This is a genomic window from Pedobacter steynii (genome assembly GCF_001721645.1).
GTDB classification, from domain to species: Bacteria; Bacteroidota; Bacteroidia; order Sphingobacteriales; family Sphingobacteriaceae; genus Pedobacter; species Pedobacter steynii_A.
The window spans coordinates 4,049,335-4,065,031 of the sequence record NZ_CP017141.1 but is presented as its reverse complement, the minus strand read 5'-3'; the positions used below and the strand labels follow the sequence as shown (position 1 = coordinate 4,065,031).

General features: G+C 41.7%; 15 protein-coding genes. 3 read left to right on the top strand and 12 right to left on the bottom strand.

The features are described from left to right. Window positions 1-7 precede the first annotated feature (7 nt). Window positions 8-1,870 (bottom strand): helix-turn-helix transcriptional regulator, encoded by a 1,863-nt coding sequence (locus tag BFS30_RS17015; protein ID WP_069380390.1) that lies wholly within the window; start codon window positions 1,868-1,870, stop codon window positions 8-10. A 206-nt stretch (window positions 1,871-2,076) separates the two neighbouring features. On the opposite strand from BFS30_RS17015, the gene BFS30_RS17010 reads away from it, so the two are divergent. After that, window positions 2,077-2,418: an import component protein gene (locus BFS30_RS17010; RefSeq protein ID WP_069380389.1), complete on the top strand. Its 342-nt coding sequence runs from the start codon at window positions 2,077-2,079 to the stop codon at window positions 2,416-2,418. A 1-nt stretch (window position 2,419) separates the two neighbouring features. Here BFS30_RS17010 and BFS30_RS17005 read toward each other — a convergent pair whose 3' ends face one another. From BFS30_RS17005 to BFS30_RS16960, 10 genes are all read right to left on the bottom strand, one after another. Then, entirely contained in the window at window positions 2,420-2,731 is a 312-nt protein-coding gene (locus BFS30_RS17005; RefSeq protein ID WP_069380388.1) for a hypothetical protein, read from the bottom strand. A 31-nt stretch (window positions 2,732-2,762) separates the two neighbouring features. After that, window positions 2,763-3,200, bottom strand: coding sequence for a TQO small subunit DoxD (locus tag BFS30_RS17000; RefSeq protein WP_069380387.1), 438 nt, complete (start codon window positions 3,198-3,200; stop codon window positions 2,763-2,765). Window positions 3,201-3,283: 83 nt separating this feature from the next. Continuing rightward, entirely contained in the window at window positions 3,284-4,075 is a 792-nt protein-coding gene (locus tag BFS30_RS16995) for a helix-turn-helix domain-containing protein (RefSeq protein WP_069380386.1), read from the bottom strand. A 21-nt stretch (window positions 4,076-4,096) separates the two neighbouring features. Further along, on the bottom strand, window positions 4,097-5,068 hold the full coding sequence (locus tag BFS30_RS16990) for a 3-keto-disaccharide hydrolase (RefSeq protein ID WP_069380385.1): 972 nt from the start codon (window positions 5,066-5,068) through the stop codon (window positions 4,097-4,099). A gap of 106 nt (window positions 5,069-5,174) precedes the next feature. Then, window positions 5,175-5,795 carry a hypothetical protein gene (locus tag BFS30_RS16985; RefSeq protein ID WP_069380384.1) on the bottom strand — a complete coding sequence of 207 codons (621 nt, stop codon included), beginning with the start codon at window positions 5,793-5,795 and terminating at the stop codon, window positions 5,175-5,177. Between the two features lie 73 nt (window positions 5,796-5,868). After that, entirely contained in the window at window positions 5,869-8,133 is a 2,265-nt protein-coding gene (locus BFS30_RS16980; protein ID WP_083252089.1) for a multicopper oxidase domain-containing protein, read from the bottom strand. 3 nt (window positions 8,134-8,136) lie between these two features. Next, window positions 8,137-8,601 (bottom strand): heme-binding domain-containing protein, encoded by a 465-nt coding sequence (locus BFS30_RS16975; protein WP_069380383.1) that lies wholly within the window; start codon window positions 8,599-8,601, stop codon window positions 8,137-8,139. Between the two features lie 9 nt (window positions 8,602-8,610). Next, the gene (locus BFS30_RS16970; protein ID WP_069380382.1) at window positions 8,611-9,186 is read right to left on the bottom strand and encodes a DUF3347 domain-containing protein; all 576 of its coding nucleotides are present in this window, start codon (window positions 9,184-9,186) and stop codon (window positions 8,611-8,613) included. Window positions 9,187-9,220: 34 nt separating this feature from the next. Then, on the bottom strand, window positions 9,221-9,694 hold the full coding sequence (locus BFS30_RS16965) for a DUF3347 domain-containing protein (protein WP_069380381.1): 474 nt from the start codon (window positions 9,692-9,694) through the stop codon (window positions 9,221-9,223). A gap of 74 nt (window positions 9,695-9,768) precedes the next feature. Further along, window positions 9,769-10,149: a hypothetical protein gene (locus tag BFS30_RS16960; RefSeq protein ID WP_069380380.1), complete on the bottom strand. Its 381-nt coding sequence runs from the start codon at window positions 10,147-10,149 to the stop codon at window positions 9,769-9,771. Between the two features lie 184 nt (window positions 10,150-10,333). On the opposite strand from BFS30_RS16960, the gene BFS30_RS16955 reads away from it, so the two are divergent. Both BFS30_RS16955 and BFS30_RS16950 read left to right on the top strand, forming a co-directional pair. Next, window positions 10,334-11,296, top strand: a complete 963-nt coding sequence (locus BFS30_RS16955; protein ID WP_069380379.1) for an MBL fold metallo-hydrolase — start codon at window positions 10,334-10,336, stop codon at window positions 11,294-11,296. 55 nt (window positions 11,297-11,351) lie between these two features. After that, complete coding sequence (locus BFS30_RS16950; protein ID WP_069380378.1) at window positions 11,352-14,630, top strand: TonB-dependent receptor; 3,279 nt, start codon at window positions 11,352-11,354, stop codon at window positions 14,628-14,630. Window positions 14,631-14,716: 86 nt separating this feature from the next. Here the strand turns inward: BFS30_RS16950 and BFS30_RS16945 are convergent, their stop codons facing one another. After that, window positions 14,717-15,619 (bottom strand): hypothetical protein, encoded by a 903-nt coding sequence (locus tag BFS30_RS16945; RefSeq protein WP_069380377.1) that lies wholly within the window; start codon window positions 15,617-15,619, stop codon window positions 14,717-14,719. Window positions 15,620-15,697 lie beyond the last annotated feature (78 nt).

Here is a 15,697-nt window from a genome sequence, read left to right as displayed (position 1 = left end):
GCCCTTTCTATTCCTGCATCCGGATAAAATTATCCAGGCTTTCCTCTTTCTCCAATCCGAATTTCTGTTTTATACGATAACGGGCCATTCGGATACTCTTGGGTTCAATCCCCAGACGTATCGATATTTCTTTGTTAGACATGCCCATTAAAATATAAGAGCAGTATTTCAGGTCAAGACGGGTAAGAGCATGATCTGCTTTCTGCTGCAGGCGTTCAAAAAAAACAGTATTGGTTTCAAAAAAATCCGTTTTGTGATCTTCAAAGTCCTTATCCATCTTTTTCTGTTGGTTAATAATCCGCTTAATCTGTTCATCAAGGGAGAGGTGACTCTCAGTACTCACTTTCCCGGACAATAATCCCAACAATTCATTCTTTTCTTCAATTTGTAAGGTCCCTGCAAGCAGCTCTTTTTCCAGGCGCTCCTGTCGTTCCTTTAACAAGTCCTGTTCAGTCTGTAACTGAATCGCCTCTGCTTCTTTAAGCTGTGCCCTTAATTCAGCCTCCTTTTTCTCCTGATCTACCAGCTTCTGCTTCCGAACCGAAGCCTTCAGTTTGTAATTATAAGAACTGAGCAATAAAAGCAAGACCACAAGACCAGTTGCGCCCAACACCATATAAAGGACATTTCTCTTTTTATTAAATGCGGCTTCTTGTTGTAAATAAGCTATTTTTTGTTCTCTTTTTTCGGATTGATATTGCGCATCTATCCTTTGGATGCTGTTGATTTTCTCTTCATCAAAGGCTTCTTTGGTAAACTCTACATTCTTTTTCAGGTAGTTGAGCGCAGCAGCAGGATCCCCTCTTTTCTCCGCAATGCTGGAGAGCGCCAGAAACATCCTGGCCTTGGTAACCGGCATTTTGATCACCTCATCTTTAACCTTACTCAAACCTGTTAACAGCATCTGTTCAGCGGCATCGTATTTTCCTTCCCGCATTGCATATTCACTACGCATCCCATAACAATTCAATAACACCTCATGAAGGTTTGTCCTGGTTGCAATATCAATTGCAATGTCAATGTACTTCTCTGCACTGTCCCGATAAGTACTTGGATAATGTTTGAAATAACTGTTGGCCGTATTTAATGCGATGGCAGCAGTATTACTATGCACCAACAGACGCCCTGTCTGCTTTGTGGAAAGATTCAACGCTTTTTTATAACAGGCAAAAGCAGAATCCAGTAAAACACGCCTTCCGGTATCCAGTTTAAAACGGTCATAATAGCTCTGACCCAGGGTAAAATATGCGGTATTCAATGACTCAACCTGCTTACTCTTTTGGGCGGTACTATACGATAAGAGGGCATACTTCCGCTGTTTATCCGGATCATTGCCATAACCATATAAACTGGCCAGGTAATGATAAACCAGACTCTCATATTCCTCGGCATGTTGTCCGTTAAAAAAGTTAAGTGCCTTCAGGAGCTTGGCTATAGCCTTATCATTTTCATCATTGATCAGATCCAGCCAGCCATCTCTGAGCGCAACAAAGCCATTGGAAACCGGATCTTTAGTGTGCCCTGCATAGTACCTTGCACTATCCAGACTTTCGTAGGCTTTTTTCATGTCCTTTTTACGCACATAAAGGTGTACCAGCGTAGCAAAAACCATCGCTTTCCCTCGTCCGTCCGGACTACCTTCCGCCACCTGAAGGGCCTGCTTTGCCAGCTTAAAGGATTGGGGAAGGTCCTGCTCGAAATTTGCCTTTGCCAACTTACACAAAACCACAGTCCGGTCTTCATTTGAAAGACTTTTGTGTCGTAATAAACTCGTCAATGAATCTATATAGATCTTTTGTGCTTCCGATTTTATCGAGAAAATCAACAGGAAGGCACCTAGCAGGAATAGGGATCTGACAGGTAGTTGCATAAACCAAAAATAGAAAAAAGAAACGCTTTAAGAAATCATTAATCAACATAAACAGCTGAATAAAAACAACTTAAGGTTTTTCGGTAGATACATTGTAGTCGTTCCGATTCGATATAGTAGTCATAACGTAGCCAGACATTGCTTGCAGGGGGCAAAGACAGGAGCTAATTTTGTTTCTGTAACCCAACATTAATCTCATCACAAACATGAAAAATAAAACTATGGCCGTCCTGGCCTACATCACCATCATCGGCTGGATCGTTGCTTACCTGGAATACAAAAAATCGACGGAACAAAGTAAACTGGTTAACTATCATTTAGGGCAGGCGTTGGGAATATTCCTCTCTTACCTGCTCATTAGCATCCTTGGAGGCATCATTTTATCCCTCATTCCCGCCTTGGCAATCGTTTTTTATGTGGCTTTGTTTATCCCTTTAATTCTGCTGCTGTTCGGAGTCATCACCGCTTTAAACGAAGTAGAAAGGCCCGTTCCGCTAATTGGGAAATTATTCGAAGGCAAGTTCAATTTCTCTGCCAAAACGATATAAATCAGATGTACCGGTTCATAGAGTCTTCCAAAATTACTTTTGCATCCAGATAGACATTTTGGTCCGCATAAAACCCATGCATGGTATCAAATTCGAGGTCCATCATCAGGTCCTTAATCCGCCTGGTCTCTTTGATAGCCAAGGGGATTCTGTTGGGATAACTGTACATGGCCGCCATATGCTTTTTGCTGGGCGAAATGTAAAAAGTATCCCCGCAGAGGACTACACCCTTAGGAGAAAGAAAAGGAAGGTGTAAAATGCTGCTGCCGGATGAAAACTCCGTACCACAGGCCCCGCAGATTTTAGAATTCATAGAGAGGATTTTTGTTGTTTTTATTTTAAAATTACGACTTCTTCAGGGATCGTGTCAAGATCAATTCGTCAATGCTCCAATAATATCCGGATACCGTAGAAAGCAAAAATGCCCCGGCACTAAAGGCAAACACAGAATAATCCAGAGGGTCTTTGAGGCCAAAAGAATAGGTCATAGCCAAGGCAAATGCAAGGGTTAAAGCCGCGGCGCCAACCGAAACCCATCTCGTTTGATATCCGATCAGTAACAGTATCGCAAACAGACTTTCAAAAATGGTACTTGCAATGGCAAAGATTAAAGCCGAACCCTCGGGCGCAAAAGAATTGACCTTCCCCACGTAAACCAGGAAGTTTTCCCAGCCTGAAGAATGGCGGCCCAATAATCCTAGCCGGCTGCTTACTGCTGATAAAAACCCCATTGCCAGTGCGAGTCGTAATAATAACGTTGCGGTATCCTGATATCTTCTCATTTTTTGTTGCTGTTGATTGAAAGATAAAGGTGCAACGGATCCCTCCCCTAAAGAATAGAGAATCCTGGGAAAAGCATATAATATTAGTTCAACACCTGCTCTTTATAAGATTTTGGTGAAACCCGCGTATGCTTTTTAAAGAAATTAGAGAAATAAAAAGGATCATTGAAACCCAGAGAATAAGCAACCTCTTTAACAGATAACTTTTCATAGGTAAAAAGCCTTTTTGCTTCGGAAATCATCAATCCGAAGATCACATTCTGCGCAGTCTTACTGGTATGCAATTTCGAAAGTTCGTTTAATTTAGATTCCGTGGTCCCCAGAAACGCAGCCATATCCGCTACAGAAAGGTTATCCTTAAAACTACCCAATACGGCTTCCAAAAACCGTAGAAACAAGGCATCAGGCTTATAGATCTCATCGCCACGGTTAATCTTCGTACGGTTGATCTCAATGAGGATCAGCTCAATTCTGCTGTGAATGGAAATCAGGTATTGATACGGACTGGTCAGAAGCTCTCTTTCTATCTGGTTCAGCTCTTCTGCAATCATTTTTCCATGCTCTACTTTGATGGCTTCATTCATCGCAAAATGACAAAACAAGCCATTGTGAAAAATGAGCTCCATATCATTATCATCCTTAATAAAGAAATCGTAAGTAAATTCCAGAATGATTCCTTTTGCCCCTGCTACACTTTTGAAATAATGAATCTGTCCGGAGGTAATGGTAATTACGGTATTTGAACTGAGTTCAAATTCATTTTCATCCACCACTATGGTCGCCGTACCGGAAGTACAGAATACCAGGACGTATTTCAGAATACGTCTTGGTATCTGCAAATCGGCTATATTATCAAAATTCTTTATTTCAATCATATAGAACTCCCTTTCTAAATTCTATTTTGCCGGAGTAATCCTGATTTTTCTGAATTCAATCGGCCCGTGGTCTCCCTGAATGTAGATTGGTCCGGACTCCCCTTCATTGCTGTCCAGTGCACCACCGGTTATCCCGGGAATCTCCTGATTACTGATCACTGTTTTTCCGTTCGCCACTACTGTTATCTTTCTTCCAATAAGAGTAATATCGTAACTCTGCCATTTATCCGGGCCCAGGGCAGCAATTTCGGATGGAGGTAGAAACCCGTAAACTCCGCTAAACAATACGCTGGAAGGATGCTCATCTTTCGGACTGTCTTCAATCTGAACCTCATAGCGGCCTCTTAGGTACACGCCACTGTTACTCCCTTTTTTATACCTGAATTCTACATGTAATTTAAAATCCTTAAACTTTTGCTCTGAAATGAGGTTAGCTCCGGATTGAGGACTGGTCAATACGCCATTCTTCACCAGCCATTGGTTCTTACCCAAAGCTTTCCAGCCGGAAAGGTTTTTTCCATTGAACAGCTCAACAGGCTTAGCCCATGCGGTTACTGTTCTTTTTAAAGCAGGTGCTTTTACCCCTTTCCAGGTGTATTTTTTCCCCTCACTGCTAACCAGCGTTCCATGAATTTCCGAACCGGATACTTCTCCTTCAATCACGAAGTCCTGATCCCCTCCTTCCCATTGTGGCGGAATAGTGAAGCTGAACTTCCCATTGTCAAAATTTACTTTTGCGATCGGACGTGCGCTTCCGGATACGCCTACGAAATAGCCCACCAGTGTGCGGTGGCCTGAAAGTTTAACCTCCAGCCAGGAAGGTACCGGTTTTCCATCTTCGTCCATGGTAATATCCCAGCGGCCGATTAAATCTTTTGCAGTTACGTCCCGCTGAATGCGGCTGGAAGGGAAATGGTCTGCTGCAAACAAGGTGTTTGCCGACCCGAATGTTAACAGGCTGCTAAGCCCCAATAAGAGAAATTTCTGATGCATTTGATTCGAATGATTAGGTTAACCAGTCTCCTCACCTTACCCTTGCTTTACTATCTTACGAAACCGGCATCGTAAGATAGGATTTATTCGCTTTTTGCACAAGGCTTTATTTCTTCATTAACAACCTCAGGTCGTTCAGGTCTTTCTTTAAACCTATAATCAGGCTGCTCAGTAACTCCACCGTATGGTCATCCTGGTTTAGCAGTCTGAAGCTCTCTTCATCAGGAAGGCTGAACCTCTTTTTCAGCACCAAAGGGATTTTATAACTTTCAGCAGTTATCGCACAGGCATAGAAATACAGGCTCTCGATAAATTCGGACAGCGACCGTTCATAATAGAGTTTTAGCTTTTTATAGCTTTTGGACCGCTTAAATACCAGCATATAAGGCCTGAAACGCAATGCCTGTATCGCAATTGAGGGATCTTCCAGATCTTCCACTTCATCAATTCCAAACCTCAAAGTCAATTCTTCTTTACAATGGATCAGTTTCACCTGGGCTTCAAGGCAGTTTTGGACAAAGGGATCTTCAATTTTTTCGAAGAAATCCAGATGTTCGATGCTTTGTTCCCATGGATCATTGAAATCTTTAGCATAGGATTTCATAGATCTCTTAAACGTCAGGAAGTAGGTATATTCATAAAGATCAGAATGCATCTGTGTCAGCAACACGCCTAAACCTCTGATAAACAGATCCAAATCAAACGGGTCATTTCGGGAAATTCTCATACACTCTTTATTTTCGTCAACACCCAAAAACGGGATTCACCGGGGTTTTAAACTTAAAAATAAAAAAGCATACTTAATAACTTAATGTGATTCCTCCCCCATAGCCCATATCACTATCATAATGGGTAGACAAAGAGAAATACTTCGTAACGATATAACGGAAACCGGTCATATATTCCTTATCTGTATTGGCCGAGAAATTAAATCTTAGCCTGTTGGTGATGGGCACATCTTCCCTCTTTAACTGAAAGCGCAGTTTCCCCTTACTATCTACTCTCGCTTCCGCAACAATGAGCATAGGCAAGGTGTATTGGATACCCGCAGTAAGCGCCTTTCTGTTTTTCTGATTGCTCAACTGCCCCAACAGATTCCTTTCTCTTTCATCTCTAACCGGATTATAATGATAATCAAATCCTATAAAAGGAAACAACCACTGTGTTTTCCCCAGATACTTGCCGAAATAAGTCTCACTTTCCATACCATGATGTGCTTTGAACCCAAGCCGCCATTCGGTAGAAAGACGGTAGCGCGTATTCGCCAGCATAAATTGTCCGTCACTTCCGTTACTTTCGAGTCCCGCCATTCCCATCAGATGAAACATGCGGTCGTCACTGTTCAACATCCTTTGTGCATATTTCGGATCCGGAATTTCAGGGTTTGGAGGAGAGTTTTCATAACTGAATACCCTTCCCATTCCACTCATCATATGGTAAAGAATATGGCAGTGAAAGAACCAGTCTCCACTTTCAGTAGCGGCAAATTCCAGGGTATCAGTTTCCATCGGCAGGATGTCGAGTACATTTTTCAATGGCGCATATTCTCCCTGTCCGTTTAACACCCGGAAATCGTGGCCATGCAAATGCATAGGATGGCGCATCATCGAATTATTGTAAAGGATAATTTTCACGTTTTCTCCTTTTTTGATCAGGATCCGGTCTGATTCTGAAACTGTTTTATTATCCAAAGTCCAGACATAACGATCCATATTTCCCGTCAGTTCAAATTTCAACAACCGCTCCGGCCCTTTCCTTAAAGTGGTTTTCTCCGTGGCCCGCAGCATTCCATAATTCAGTGTAACCAGATCGGTAGCATCCTGGCTTCCCATGGCTTTCATATCATGGCCTGTAATTTCCGGATACATGACATTGTTCATGTCCATTTGCTGGTTACTCATCTCCATTCCTTCCATCGGGGCCATACTCCCATCCATCTTCATCATGTCGTTCATCATCTTCATCCCCTCAAAATACTTCAGTTTTCCTAAAGGTTTTGCCGGCATTTTCATTCCGCTTCCCAACCATATAGAGGTAGAATTGATACGGTCTTCGGCGGTCGATAAAAACTCATACTGCATATTTTGTGGAATGGTGACGATCACATCATAAGTTTCAGAAGGAGAAATGATCAGCCGGTCTACTTCCACAGGTTCCACATCATTACCATCATTTCCTACCACTGTAATCTTACCACCAGAATAGCTGAGCCAGAAATAAGTAGAAGCGCCCCCGTTAATCATCCTCAGTCTGACTTTATCCCCAGCCTTAAACTGTGTGTAATCAATCGCTGGTTTCCCATTGCTCAGGAACTTTTCATAATAAACATCACTCACATCCATCGCGCTCATCCGCTTCCACTCATTGGTCAGTTTAGTTTTAAAATGTCCTTTTTGTATTGCTTCCACATAACTTTGGGTTGTTCCTTTCTTTATGGCAGACCAATCGTTGGCATTGTGTAAAAACCGCTCTACTTCCATGGGGTTCATGTCTGTCCAATCGCTCAGTACAACCGGAATAGTCGGAACATCGGGTTCATTCACCTTGTTAAAGATCAGGGCCCCATACATTCCGCTTTGTTCCTGCAGTTCGGTATGACTATGGTACCAATACGTACCATTTTGAATGACCGGGAATTTATAGACAAAGGTAGAATGAGGTTTGATCGGCATTTGCGTCAGATAGGGAACCCCATCGTAGCGGTTAGGCAAAAAGACACCGTGCCAGTGGATCGAAGTTTCCATGTGCATGAGGTTGTGCACATACACCACCGCCGTATCCCCTTCTGTGAAAGTCAGCACAGGCCCCGGAATACTGCCATTAATGGCAATCGCTTTTTTCTCTTTTCCGGAATAGTTAACTATCGTGTCTTTGACATACAGGTCATAACGCACTGATTTCGGTTGCCTTTTTACTGATGGGCTGTTCTTATCCGAGGCTATCCATTTTTTCACCTCCTGCGCCGGCTTTTGTTTTGGTTTGGCAGGCATCTGATGCCCTTCATGCTGGGCAATACCCAACTGGGAAAAACCAAACACCAGTACTATTATTAATATCGTTTTCATATTCTATTTGTTTAATGAAATGCTATCTCTTGTTTTTGTTAACCAATCCAGCACTAACTTCTTTTCATCTAAAGACAGCTTTGCATTCTTATGGATCAGGGTATAGGAAGATAAAGGCATGCTGTTGTCTGCTAAACTGCCTGCAATAGATTTTAGTTTACTTTTCTGCTTCCGGATGGAATAAGTTCCAAACCTGTTAAAATTTAATTCTTCCTTTCCTTTTCTAATGTGATCTGCCAGCCACCAGCCCATGGGCTGAACATCAGCATACCATGGATATTCAGTATGGTCACTATGGCAATCATAACAAGCCTTTTTAAAAATGCCCCGGACGCTTTCCGGCATCTGGTAAATATTGCTCATATCAGTTTCAGGAGCCTGCCCGCTTTCATTGCGGACAGGCCTGATCAACTGAATAATTAGAAATAAAGCGAATAAGGTCAATAGCACCACCTTTGTCCTTTTCATAAATATTCCTTAATTAATTTCTTCCTTTACCGACCCACAATCGGGCATTGACTTCCCTAAATATGGATTACGGATTTCTTTTGTTTCACTAAGCCAGTTCGCTCCTTTTGAATCGTTATACATTGGACAATGATCAAAATATAACTTCTGACCAGTTCCCATGGCTTTTGCCAGGTCGTAGATATCCTGACTCAGGCTTTCAAAATGCTCTCTTTGATGGTGGATATTACCTACATTATCCCCGATATGCTCCGCATGTTCTTTGACGCCATCTTCTATATCAGCATAGATTTTGACCTGCTCGGTGCTCAAAGCCGATTTATCAAATGCAGCCATGGCTTTGGTCATGACTTTTCCCGCCTCCGCTGCTGCTTTATCATCGTCAGCAACCAATGCATTTTTAAGCTTTAAATAGCCATTTATGATTCCATCTGCCGGAGCAGCTTCTTTCTTTTCTGCCTGAATTGCAGAGGTATTGGTATCGGTGCCTTGTGTAGCGGCCTCTTGATTAGCCGTAGAACTGCTGTTGCTGCATGCAGCAAGAAATAAAGTAGAAAGCAGGGCACTAAAGATGAATATTTTCATTTCTATTAGATTAAGATAAGTTAATTTTTGAAGATTATTTTAAAGTGTCGGCTACTTTTCCGCAGGTCAGCATCGCGCTTCCGTAATAAGGGTTTTTGATGGCAGATTCTTTGCTCAGCCAGTTTGCCTTTTTCATCGGACAGTAGATTTTATAAATCGGATCCCCACTCAGCTTTACGGACTTAGCCAGCGTAAACATATGCTCGGAAAAGTCGGCAAAGTATTCCCGCTGTTCTTTCAGATCCTTCGCAGAAGACAAGGCAGCAGCATCTTTAAGTAACACCTTACGGTCTGCATCGGGGAGATCCTGTACAGTAACAGCAGATTTTGAAAACTCTTCCGCTTTGGTCCTCACCAGGTCGGCGTTGCCTTTCACCAGGGCATCTTTTATTCCGTAATATATATCCAGTAACTGACCCGGTTTGGATCCATTATGATGATCCTGTGCAAAACCATTTTGCACAGAGAAGGTTGCAACAAAGGCAACGATAAAAAATATCTGTTTCATTTTGATTGATTTTGAAGTTAAAAGTTAATAGGTTAAGCATGATGCTCGCCTGAGAACACGATTAAAACTTCATCTCAAATCTGAAAACTCTGTAAGGCAATCCTGATATCAGAAATGGGGAGATGATAGTCCCGGTCCGGATGTTTGGGACGGGATATTTCCAGAGCAGACACTGAAGCTTCTACAAGAAAGTAATTAGGAAATATAAGGGTATAAAATGGCTGATAACTACTGAATTCCACAACCGGAGGACTCAGTTTGTCTGTCCGCTCTATTTTTTGAACTTTATCTGTACAGCAGTCATCGGCTGCTTTTTCTGCTTTTGAGGAATGATGATGATGCTCAACTGCCCCCATCTCCATACCTACTGAGCAGGCAAAACCGACCACCGTATTCAAAAGAAATACGATCAGTAAGAAGGCTGCCTTTCGCTGTATGCCGGAGTTTCTGTTCATCACATACAAAGTTAAATCAGTTCTCTAACAACAATTTACATAATTCCGCGAAAATTTTACACTATACCGTAGCATCAAAAGACCTGACAAACAGCGCTTTGTTTAAAACCATAAAATTCCTTCAGGACTACCGGAAGTTTAAATCCTTTTGAAAGGTATCTTTGAGGCATTAACATCCTTGATTATGCGATATACAACACCTTTCATTTTGTTCCTCCTGTTGATCAGCGGATTTACGTCCTGGTCACAGCAATCAACTACCGCTTTCAAAATCGTGCCCCTTGGTGTTAAAGGTGGCGATGATGAAAGCAACCTCTCGGCCTATCTTCTGGCTCCTCTGCACAGTAACAACTATATTTCTCTTGATGCAGGAACCATTCATGCGGGGATTCAAAAAGCCATTCAAAAGGGAATTTTTAAAGGATCAACTCAGGATGTATTGAAAAAGCAGGTAAAAGGTTACCTGATATCCCATGCTCATCTGGATCATCTCGCCGGTCTGATTATCAATTCTCCGGCTGATAGCGCTAAAAATATCTATTCAATGCCAAAAGTTTTGAACATCATCCGGGATAAATACTTTACATGGGATGCCTGGGCAAACTTTGCCAATGAAGGAGAAAAACCTCAGTTGAAAAAATACACTTACAGCCCGCTTGAAGAAGATATCCCCCATGTACTGGAAGGAACGGAAATGACGGTTCAGGCCTATACCCTGAGCCATGGCAATCCTTATCAAAGCACTGCTTTTTTAGTGAAAGCCCAGGATAGCTATGTTTTATACCTGGGAGATACCGGTGCTGATGAGATCGAAAAATCAGACCGGCTAAAGAAATTATGGCAAAAAGCCGCGCCGCTGATCAATGCAGGGCAGTTAAAAGCCATATTCCTGGAAGTCTCCTTTCCAAATGAGCAGCCCGAAAATCAACTCTTTGGCCACCTGACCCCAAAGCTCTTTTTTAAAGAACTTCAGGAACTGCAAAAGCTAACAGAACCCACAGCTTTCAAAAATCTGTCTTTTATCGTTACCCACCGGAAACCACCGGTTTATAAAGAAGAAAGAATCAAAACGCAACTAAAAGCAGCAAACGACTTAAATTTAAGGTTAATTTTCCCACAACAGGGGAGGATGTTAATAATAAATTAACACCAAATTACCTTAAAAACTGATTTCAGGAAGTAGTTTTGCAGAAAAAAACTTCATGAAAAGAAATCTACTATTGTTTCTGTTTACTGCCGTTTTGATGCTTGGCGGACAGCTGGTCCGGGCACAAAACGAAACTACTGCTTCCATTAATGGTGTGGTCGCAGATGCACAAGGACCTATTGCCGGTGCATCTGTGATTGCAATTCACGAGCCGTCAGGTACGAAATATGCTACTTCTACCAGAACAGATGGACGATATAACCTTCCCGCTATGCGCATCGGCGGCCCTTATTCAATTACAGTTTCCTTTATTGGTTATAAAAGCAATACAGACCGTATAGAGAAACTGGCACTGGGTCAGAATTCTACGCTAAACATTAAATTGAGTGAAGAAGCCAATAACCTGTCGGAGGTAACGGTTACCGCAACACAAAGCAAAGTCTTCAACTCCGGCAGAACCGGAGCTGCACAAAACATTTCCAGAACAGCAATTCAGAACTTACCTACTCTAAACAGGAGTTTTACCGATTTCGTAAAGCTTACCCCTCAGTTTTCAGTTCAGTTTGGAAGCCCTAGTTTTGCCGGAAGAAGTAATGTAGGCAATAACTTTACTGTGGATGGAGCCTTATTTAACAATGCTTTTGGTTTACAGGGAACAATTGGTAGTCAAACCGGTTCTCAGCCAATTAATATGGATGCATTTGAAGAGATCAACGTAAACATCGCCCCATACGACATCCGTCAAAGTGGTTTCACAGGGGCAGCCATCAATGCGGTAACAAAAAGTGGAACCAATGAATTTCAGGGAACCCTAAATACCTATTATAGAAATCAGGACCTGGTGAGTGATTATAACTATGCAGGATTAAAAACACCGGTAACAAATTTTAACCTGAAAGGATATGGACTGACTTTAGGAGGTCCGATCATCAAAAACAAATTGTTCTTCTTCTTAAGTGGAGAGCTGGAAAGACGTACAGATCCGGGAACCGGTTTTGTTGCTTCCCGTGGGGGCAGTACCGGCCCGAATGTTTCGCAGGTCAAAGCGGAAGACTTAGAGGCATTGAGCACTTATCTGCAGGGATTGGGCTATAATCCTGGTCCATATCAAAATTATGCCCTGAATACCCGAAGTGATAAATTATCAGCCAAGGTAGATTACAATATTGACGATAAGAATACTTTAAGCTTAAAGTACTTCTATTTCAGGTCTTATAAAGACATTTTGCCAAGTAACAGCGGTGCTCCTGCAAACAACCGTCAGCCTTCCAGACAAGGACTTCCCTTCCAGTCTGCAGGTTATGGGATCAACAACAATATGGACAACCTGAACCTGGAATTCAGAACTCGTGTCAGCAATAAGATTTCCAATCAGCTGACCGTTGGATTTAACAACATGAACGATTTCAGAGAATCTAAAGGTGGTAAACCATTCCCACTTGTAGACATCATGAACTCAGACGGAACTTCATCAACCGCTTTCGGTTATGAGCCCTTCACAGCCTTCAATACGTTAAAAACAAAAGTATATCAGGTAACGGATAACTTAAATATCTATGCCGGACGTCATGAAATCACAGTAGGTATTAATTACGAAGGATACAGAACCTTAAATGGTTTCGCCCCGAATTATTATGGAGCCTATTCTTTTAAAAGCCTGGATGATTTTTATAACAGTGCAAAAAATGGGGTATCCAATGCTACGAATTACAGCATCCAGTATTCTGTTCTTCCTGACGGTTCTTTTCCTTATGCCAAAACACAATCCAACACATATGGTTTATATGTACAGGATGCTTTTACCATCAGCGATCAGTTTAAGCTGACTGCCGGATTACGTGCTGATTTAAATGATATCTCTTCCTCTTCAGGTTTAAGGAACGAGAATGTAGAAAAACTAAGCTTTGTCAATGGAGAGCAGATTGATGTCAGCAGATTTCCAAAGGCCTCGATACTATGGTCCCCAAGACTAGGATTTAACTGGAATGTAAATAACGAAGGAAAAACACAGGTACGTGGTGGAACCGGACTATTTACAGGCCGCCCTCCATTGGTCTGGATCTCCAATCAAGCCAGCAATAACGGGGTTCAGTTTGGATCAGAGAATACCGCAAATCCAACAAATCGCCCTTTTACTCCAGACGTTGATGCCTATAGAAATGTAAACAAATCAACTGCGGCGAACAATACCGCTTACAGCCTTGCAGTTACTCAACCGAATTTCAAGTTTATGCAGGTATGGCGCTCCAACCTCGCGGTAGATCAGAAACTTCCGGGAGGCCTGAATGGAACAATTGAAGCCTTATATTCAAAAGACATCAATTCCGTTTATTTCAGAAACGTGAACCTGAATACCAATGATTCATCTCCATTGGTAGGCGCAGATAACCGTCCGGTATACAAAAGCTCCAGAATTTATGGTGACAATACCCCAACTCCGGCAAAGCCAAACATTTCTGAAGCGATAGTAATGACCAATACCGATAAAGGATACAGCCTTTCCTTGACGGGAACACTTTCCAAAGAGTTCAAAGGAGGATTCTTCGCAACTGCGGGCTACACTTATACGGATTCCCGTTCGGTAAATGACGGTGGAACGATTGCTCAATCCATGTGGAGAGACAGGCAGGTTTCAGGAGATCCGAATTCCGAAGCCATGTCTTATTCTACTTATATGGTTAAGAGCCGCTTTATCGCTTCTTTGGTTTACAGAAAGGAATACATCAACCACCTGGGAACAACCATCTCTATGTTCTATCAGTTACAGGATGGTTTCAGATATTCCTACACTTATGCCAATGACCTGAACAATGACGGCTTAAAAGGGAATGACCTGATTTATATACCGAGAAACAAATCGGAAATTTTATTGGTACCTGAAAACACCGGTAAAACGCCAGACTTGCGTACGCCTGATCAAATCTGGTCGCAATTAGACAGCTACATTAACCAGGACAATTATTTAAACAAAAGAAGGGGAAAATATGCCGAAAGAAACGGACTTGTAGGGAATATGGTGGGTACATTAGACCTGCGTATTGCACAGGATTTATTTACCAGTTTCAGCAACAAAAAACATTCTTTGCAAATCACATTTGATGTTTTCAACTTCGGAAACCTGATCAACAAAACATGGGGTGTTCCTAAATTTGCGAACAGGGCAAATGGATTACTGAGCTATAAAGGTATAGATCCGGACACTAAAAAACCAACCTTCTCTTTCCCTTATATGGACTCTACGAGTGCTTCACCAATGGTGAATTCTTTCTCTAACAGCATCGATGAGACCGCAAGATGGAGAATGCAGTTCGGTATCAAATATCGTTTCAACTAACCGCTGAACTGATATTTAAACATATCACTGAAAGGTGATGAGGAAATCACCTCATCACCTTTTTTATTTGCCGTTCAGCCCTCCGCTTACCTGTAATTAATCCTGTTTCCTTCCGTATCCTTCAGGTAAGCAACAACCCCCGCAGGAAGTTCTGCGCTTTCTATTGGGAAACTCACTGAATCCGCTACGTAATTTTTTGTGGTATTGACCTTTTGAAATATTTCAAACAAGGCAATGGGCTCCTGATTAAAACTAATACAGGTACTGATGAAATGCATTTCCTCAATCCTGTAATTAGGTTGTTTTAGCTTCTCTCCAATATCTTTCAGGCGGGAAATAAAGTGCCGCTGACGAATAAAGGTGTTGCTGTTCATGATGATGAAAATGTAATCCGCATAGGAAGTGATTTTCCCGTAATACTTATGGTTATCTCCCCCGCTCCTTTCAATAAAATATTCACCCGTAGATTCAGATTTATAAATTTCAACGGAAGAACGCCAGATCCTTTCCTCATTAATTTTTTCCGGATTATCAGGCAGGTTCCGGTTAAAAGAATACCATAAACCAACCAGTTCATCCAGCAATTTATGGTTTACTGTTGCTTTAGGAATGTCAATCTTTAAATCGTTAAAATTGAAAACCTCATTATGTGAATTGATAAAATCGATGTAATTATCATAACCCAGTAATTGTACAATAAGACTCAGTTTACTGAGGTTGGGTTTGCTCGATCCGCTAAGGTCTTTCTTCTTTTCATATGCTTTTAGCTTATTGATAATCAAATGCTCATACAGGTAATTTGCCCCAAATAAGTTGTTCTCTTTTTTGATCCTTTGCTTCCTGTTGCGCTCCTGCAACAAGCCATTTAATTCCTCTACGATATACGTCCATTCAGATTTAGAAACATCTTTCCAACTCTTTTTCTTTAGAAAATTACTGGCCAGAAAGTTCATCAGTTTCTCCAGGTGTAGCAAGTCCTCTTTATTCATAATACTAATATAAGATTAAAATAATACAATATAATACTGATGTAAGACTTTTATATTTTACTCTTTTATGAAGTTTGA

Coding starts and splice junctions, on each gene's coding strand:
- BFS30_RS16965 (WP_069380381.1), bottom strand. CDS start 9,694: ATGAAACAGATATTTTTTATCGTTGCCTTTGTTGCAACCTTCTCTGTG.
- BFS30_RS16970 (WP_069380382.1), bottom strand. CDS start 9,186: ATGAAAATATTCATCTTTAGTGCCCTGCTTTCTACTTTATTTCTTGCT.
- BFS30_RS16995 (WP_069380386.1), bottom strand. CDS start 4,075: ATGATTGAAATAAAGAATTTTGATAATATAGCCGATTTGCAGATACCA.
- BFS30_RS16980 (WP_083252089.1), bottom strand. CDS start 8,133: ATGAAAACGATATTAATAATAGTACTGGTGTTTGGTTTTTCCCAGTTG.
- BFS30_RS17000 (WP_069380387.1), bottom strand. CDS start 3,200: ATGAGAAGATATCAGGATACCGCAACGTTATTATTACGACTCGCACTG.
- BFS30_RS17015 (WP_069380390.1), bottom strand. CDS start 1,870: ATGCAACTACCTGTCAGATCCCTATTCCTGCTAGGTGCCTTCCTGTTG.
- BFS30_RS16955 (WP_069380379.1), top strand. CDS start 10,334: ATGCGATATACAACACCTTTCATTTTGTTCCTCCTGTTGATCAGCGGA.
- BFS30_RS17005 (WP_069380388.1), bottom strand. CDS start 2,731: ATGAATTCTAAAATCTGCGGGGCCTGTGGTACGGAGTTTTCATCCGGC.
- BFS30_RS16950 (WP_069380378.1), top strand. CDS start 11,352: ATGAAAAGAAATCTACTATTGTTTCTGTTTACTGCCGTTTTGATGCTT.
- BFS30_RS17010 (WP_069380389.1), top strand. CDS start 2,077: ATGAAAAATAAAACTATGGCCGTCCTGGCCTACATCACCATCATCGGC.
- BFS30_RS16960 (WP_069380380.1), bottom strand. CDS start 10,149: ATGAACAGAAACTCCGGCATACAGCGAAAGGCAGCCTTCTTACTGATC.
- BFS30_RS16985 (WP_069380384.1), bottom strand. CDS start 5,795: ATGAGAATTTCCCGAAATGACCCGTTTGATTTGGATCTGTTTATCAGA.
- BFS30_RS16990 (WP_069380385.1), bottom strand. CDS start 5,068: ATGCATCAGAAATTTCTCTTATTGGGGCTTAGCAGCCTGTTAACATTC.
- BFS30_RS16975 (WP_069380383.1), bottom strand. CDS start 8,601: ATGAAAAGGACAAAGGTGGTGCTATTGACCTTATTCGCTTTATTTCTA.
- BFS30_RS16945 (WP_069380377.1), bottom strand. CDS start 15,619: ATGAATAAAGAGGACTTGCTACACCTGGAGAAACTGATGAACTTTCTG.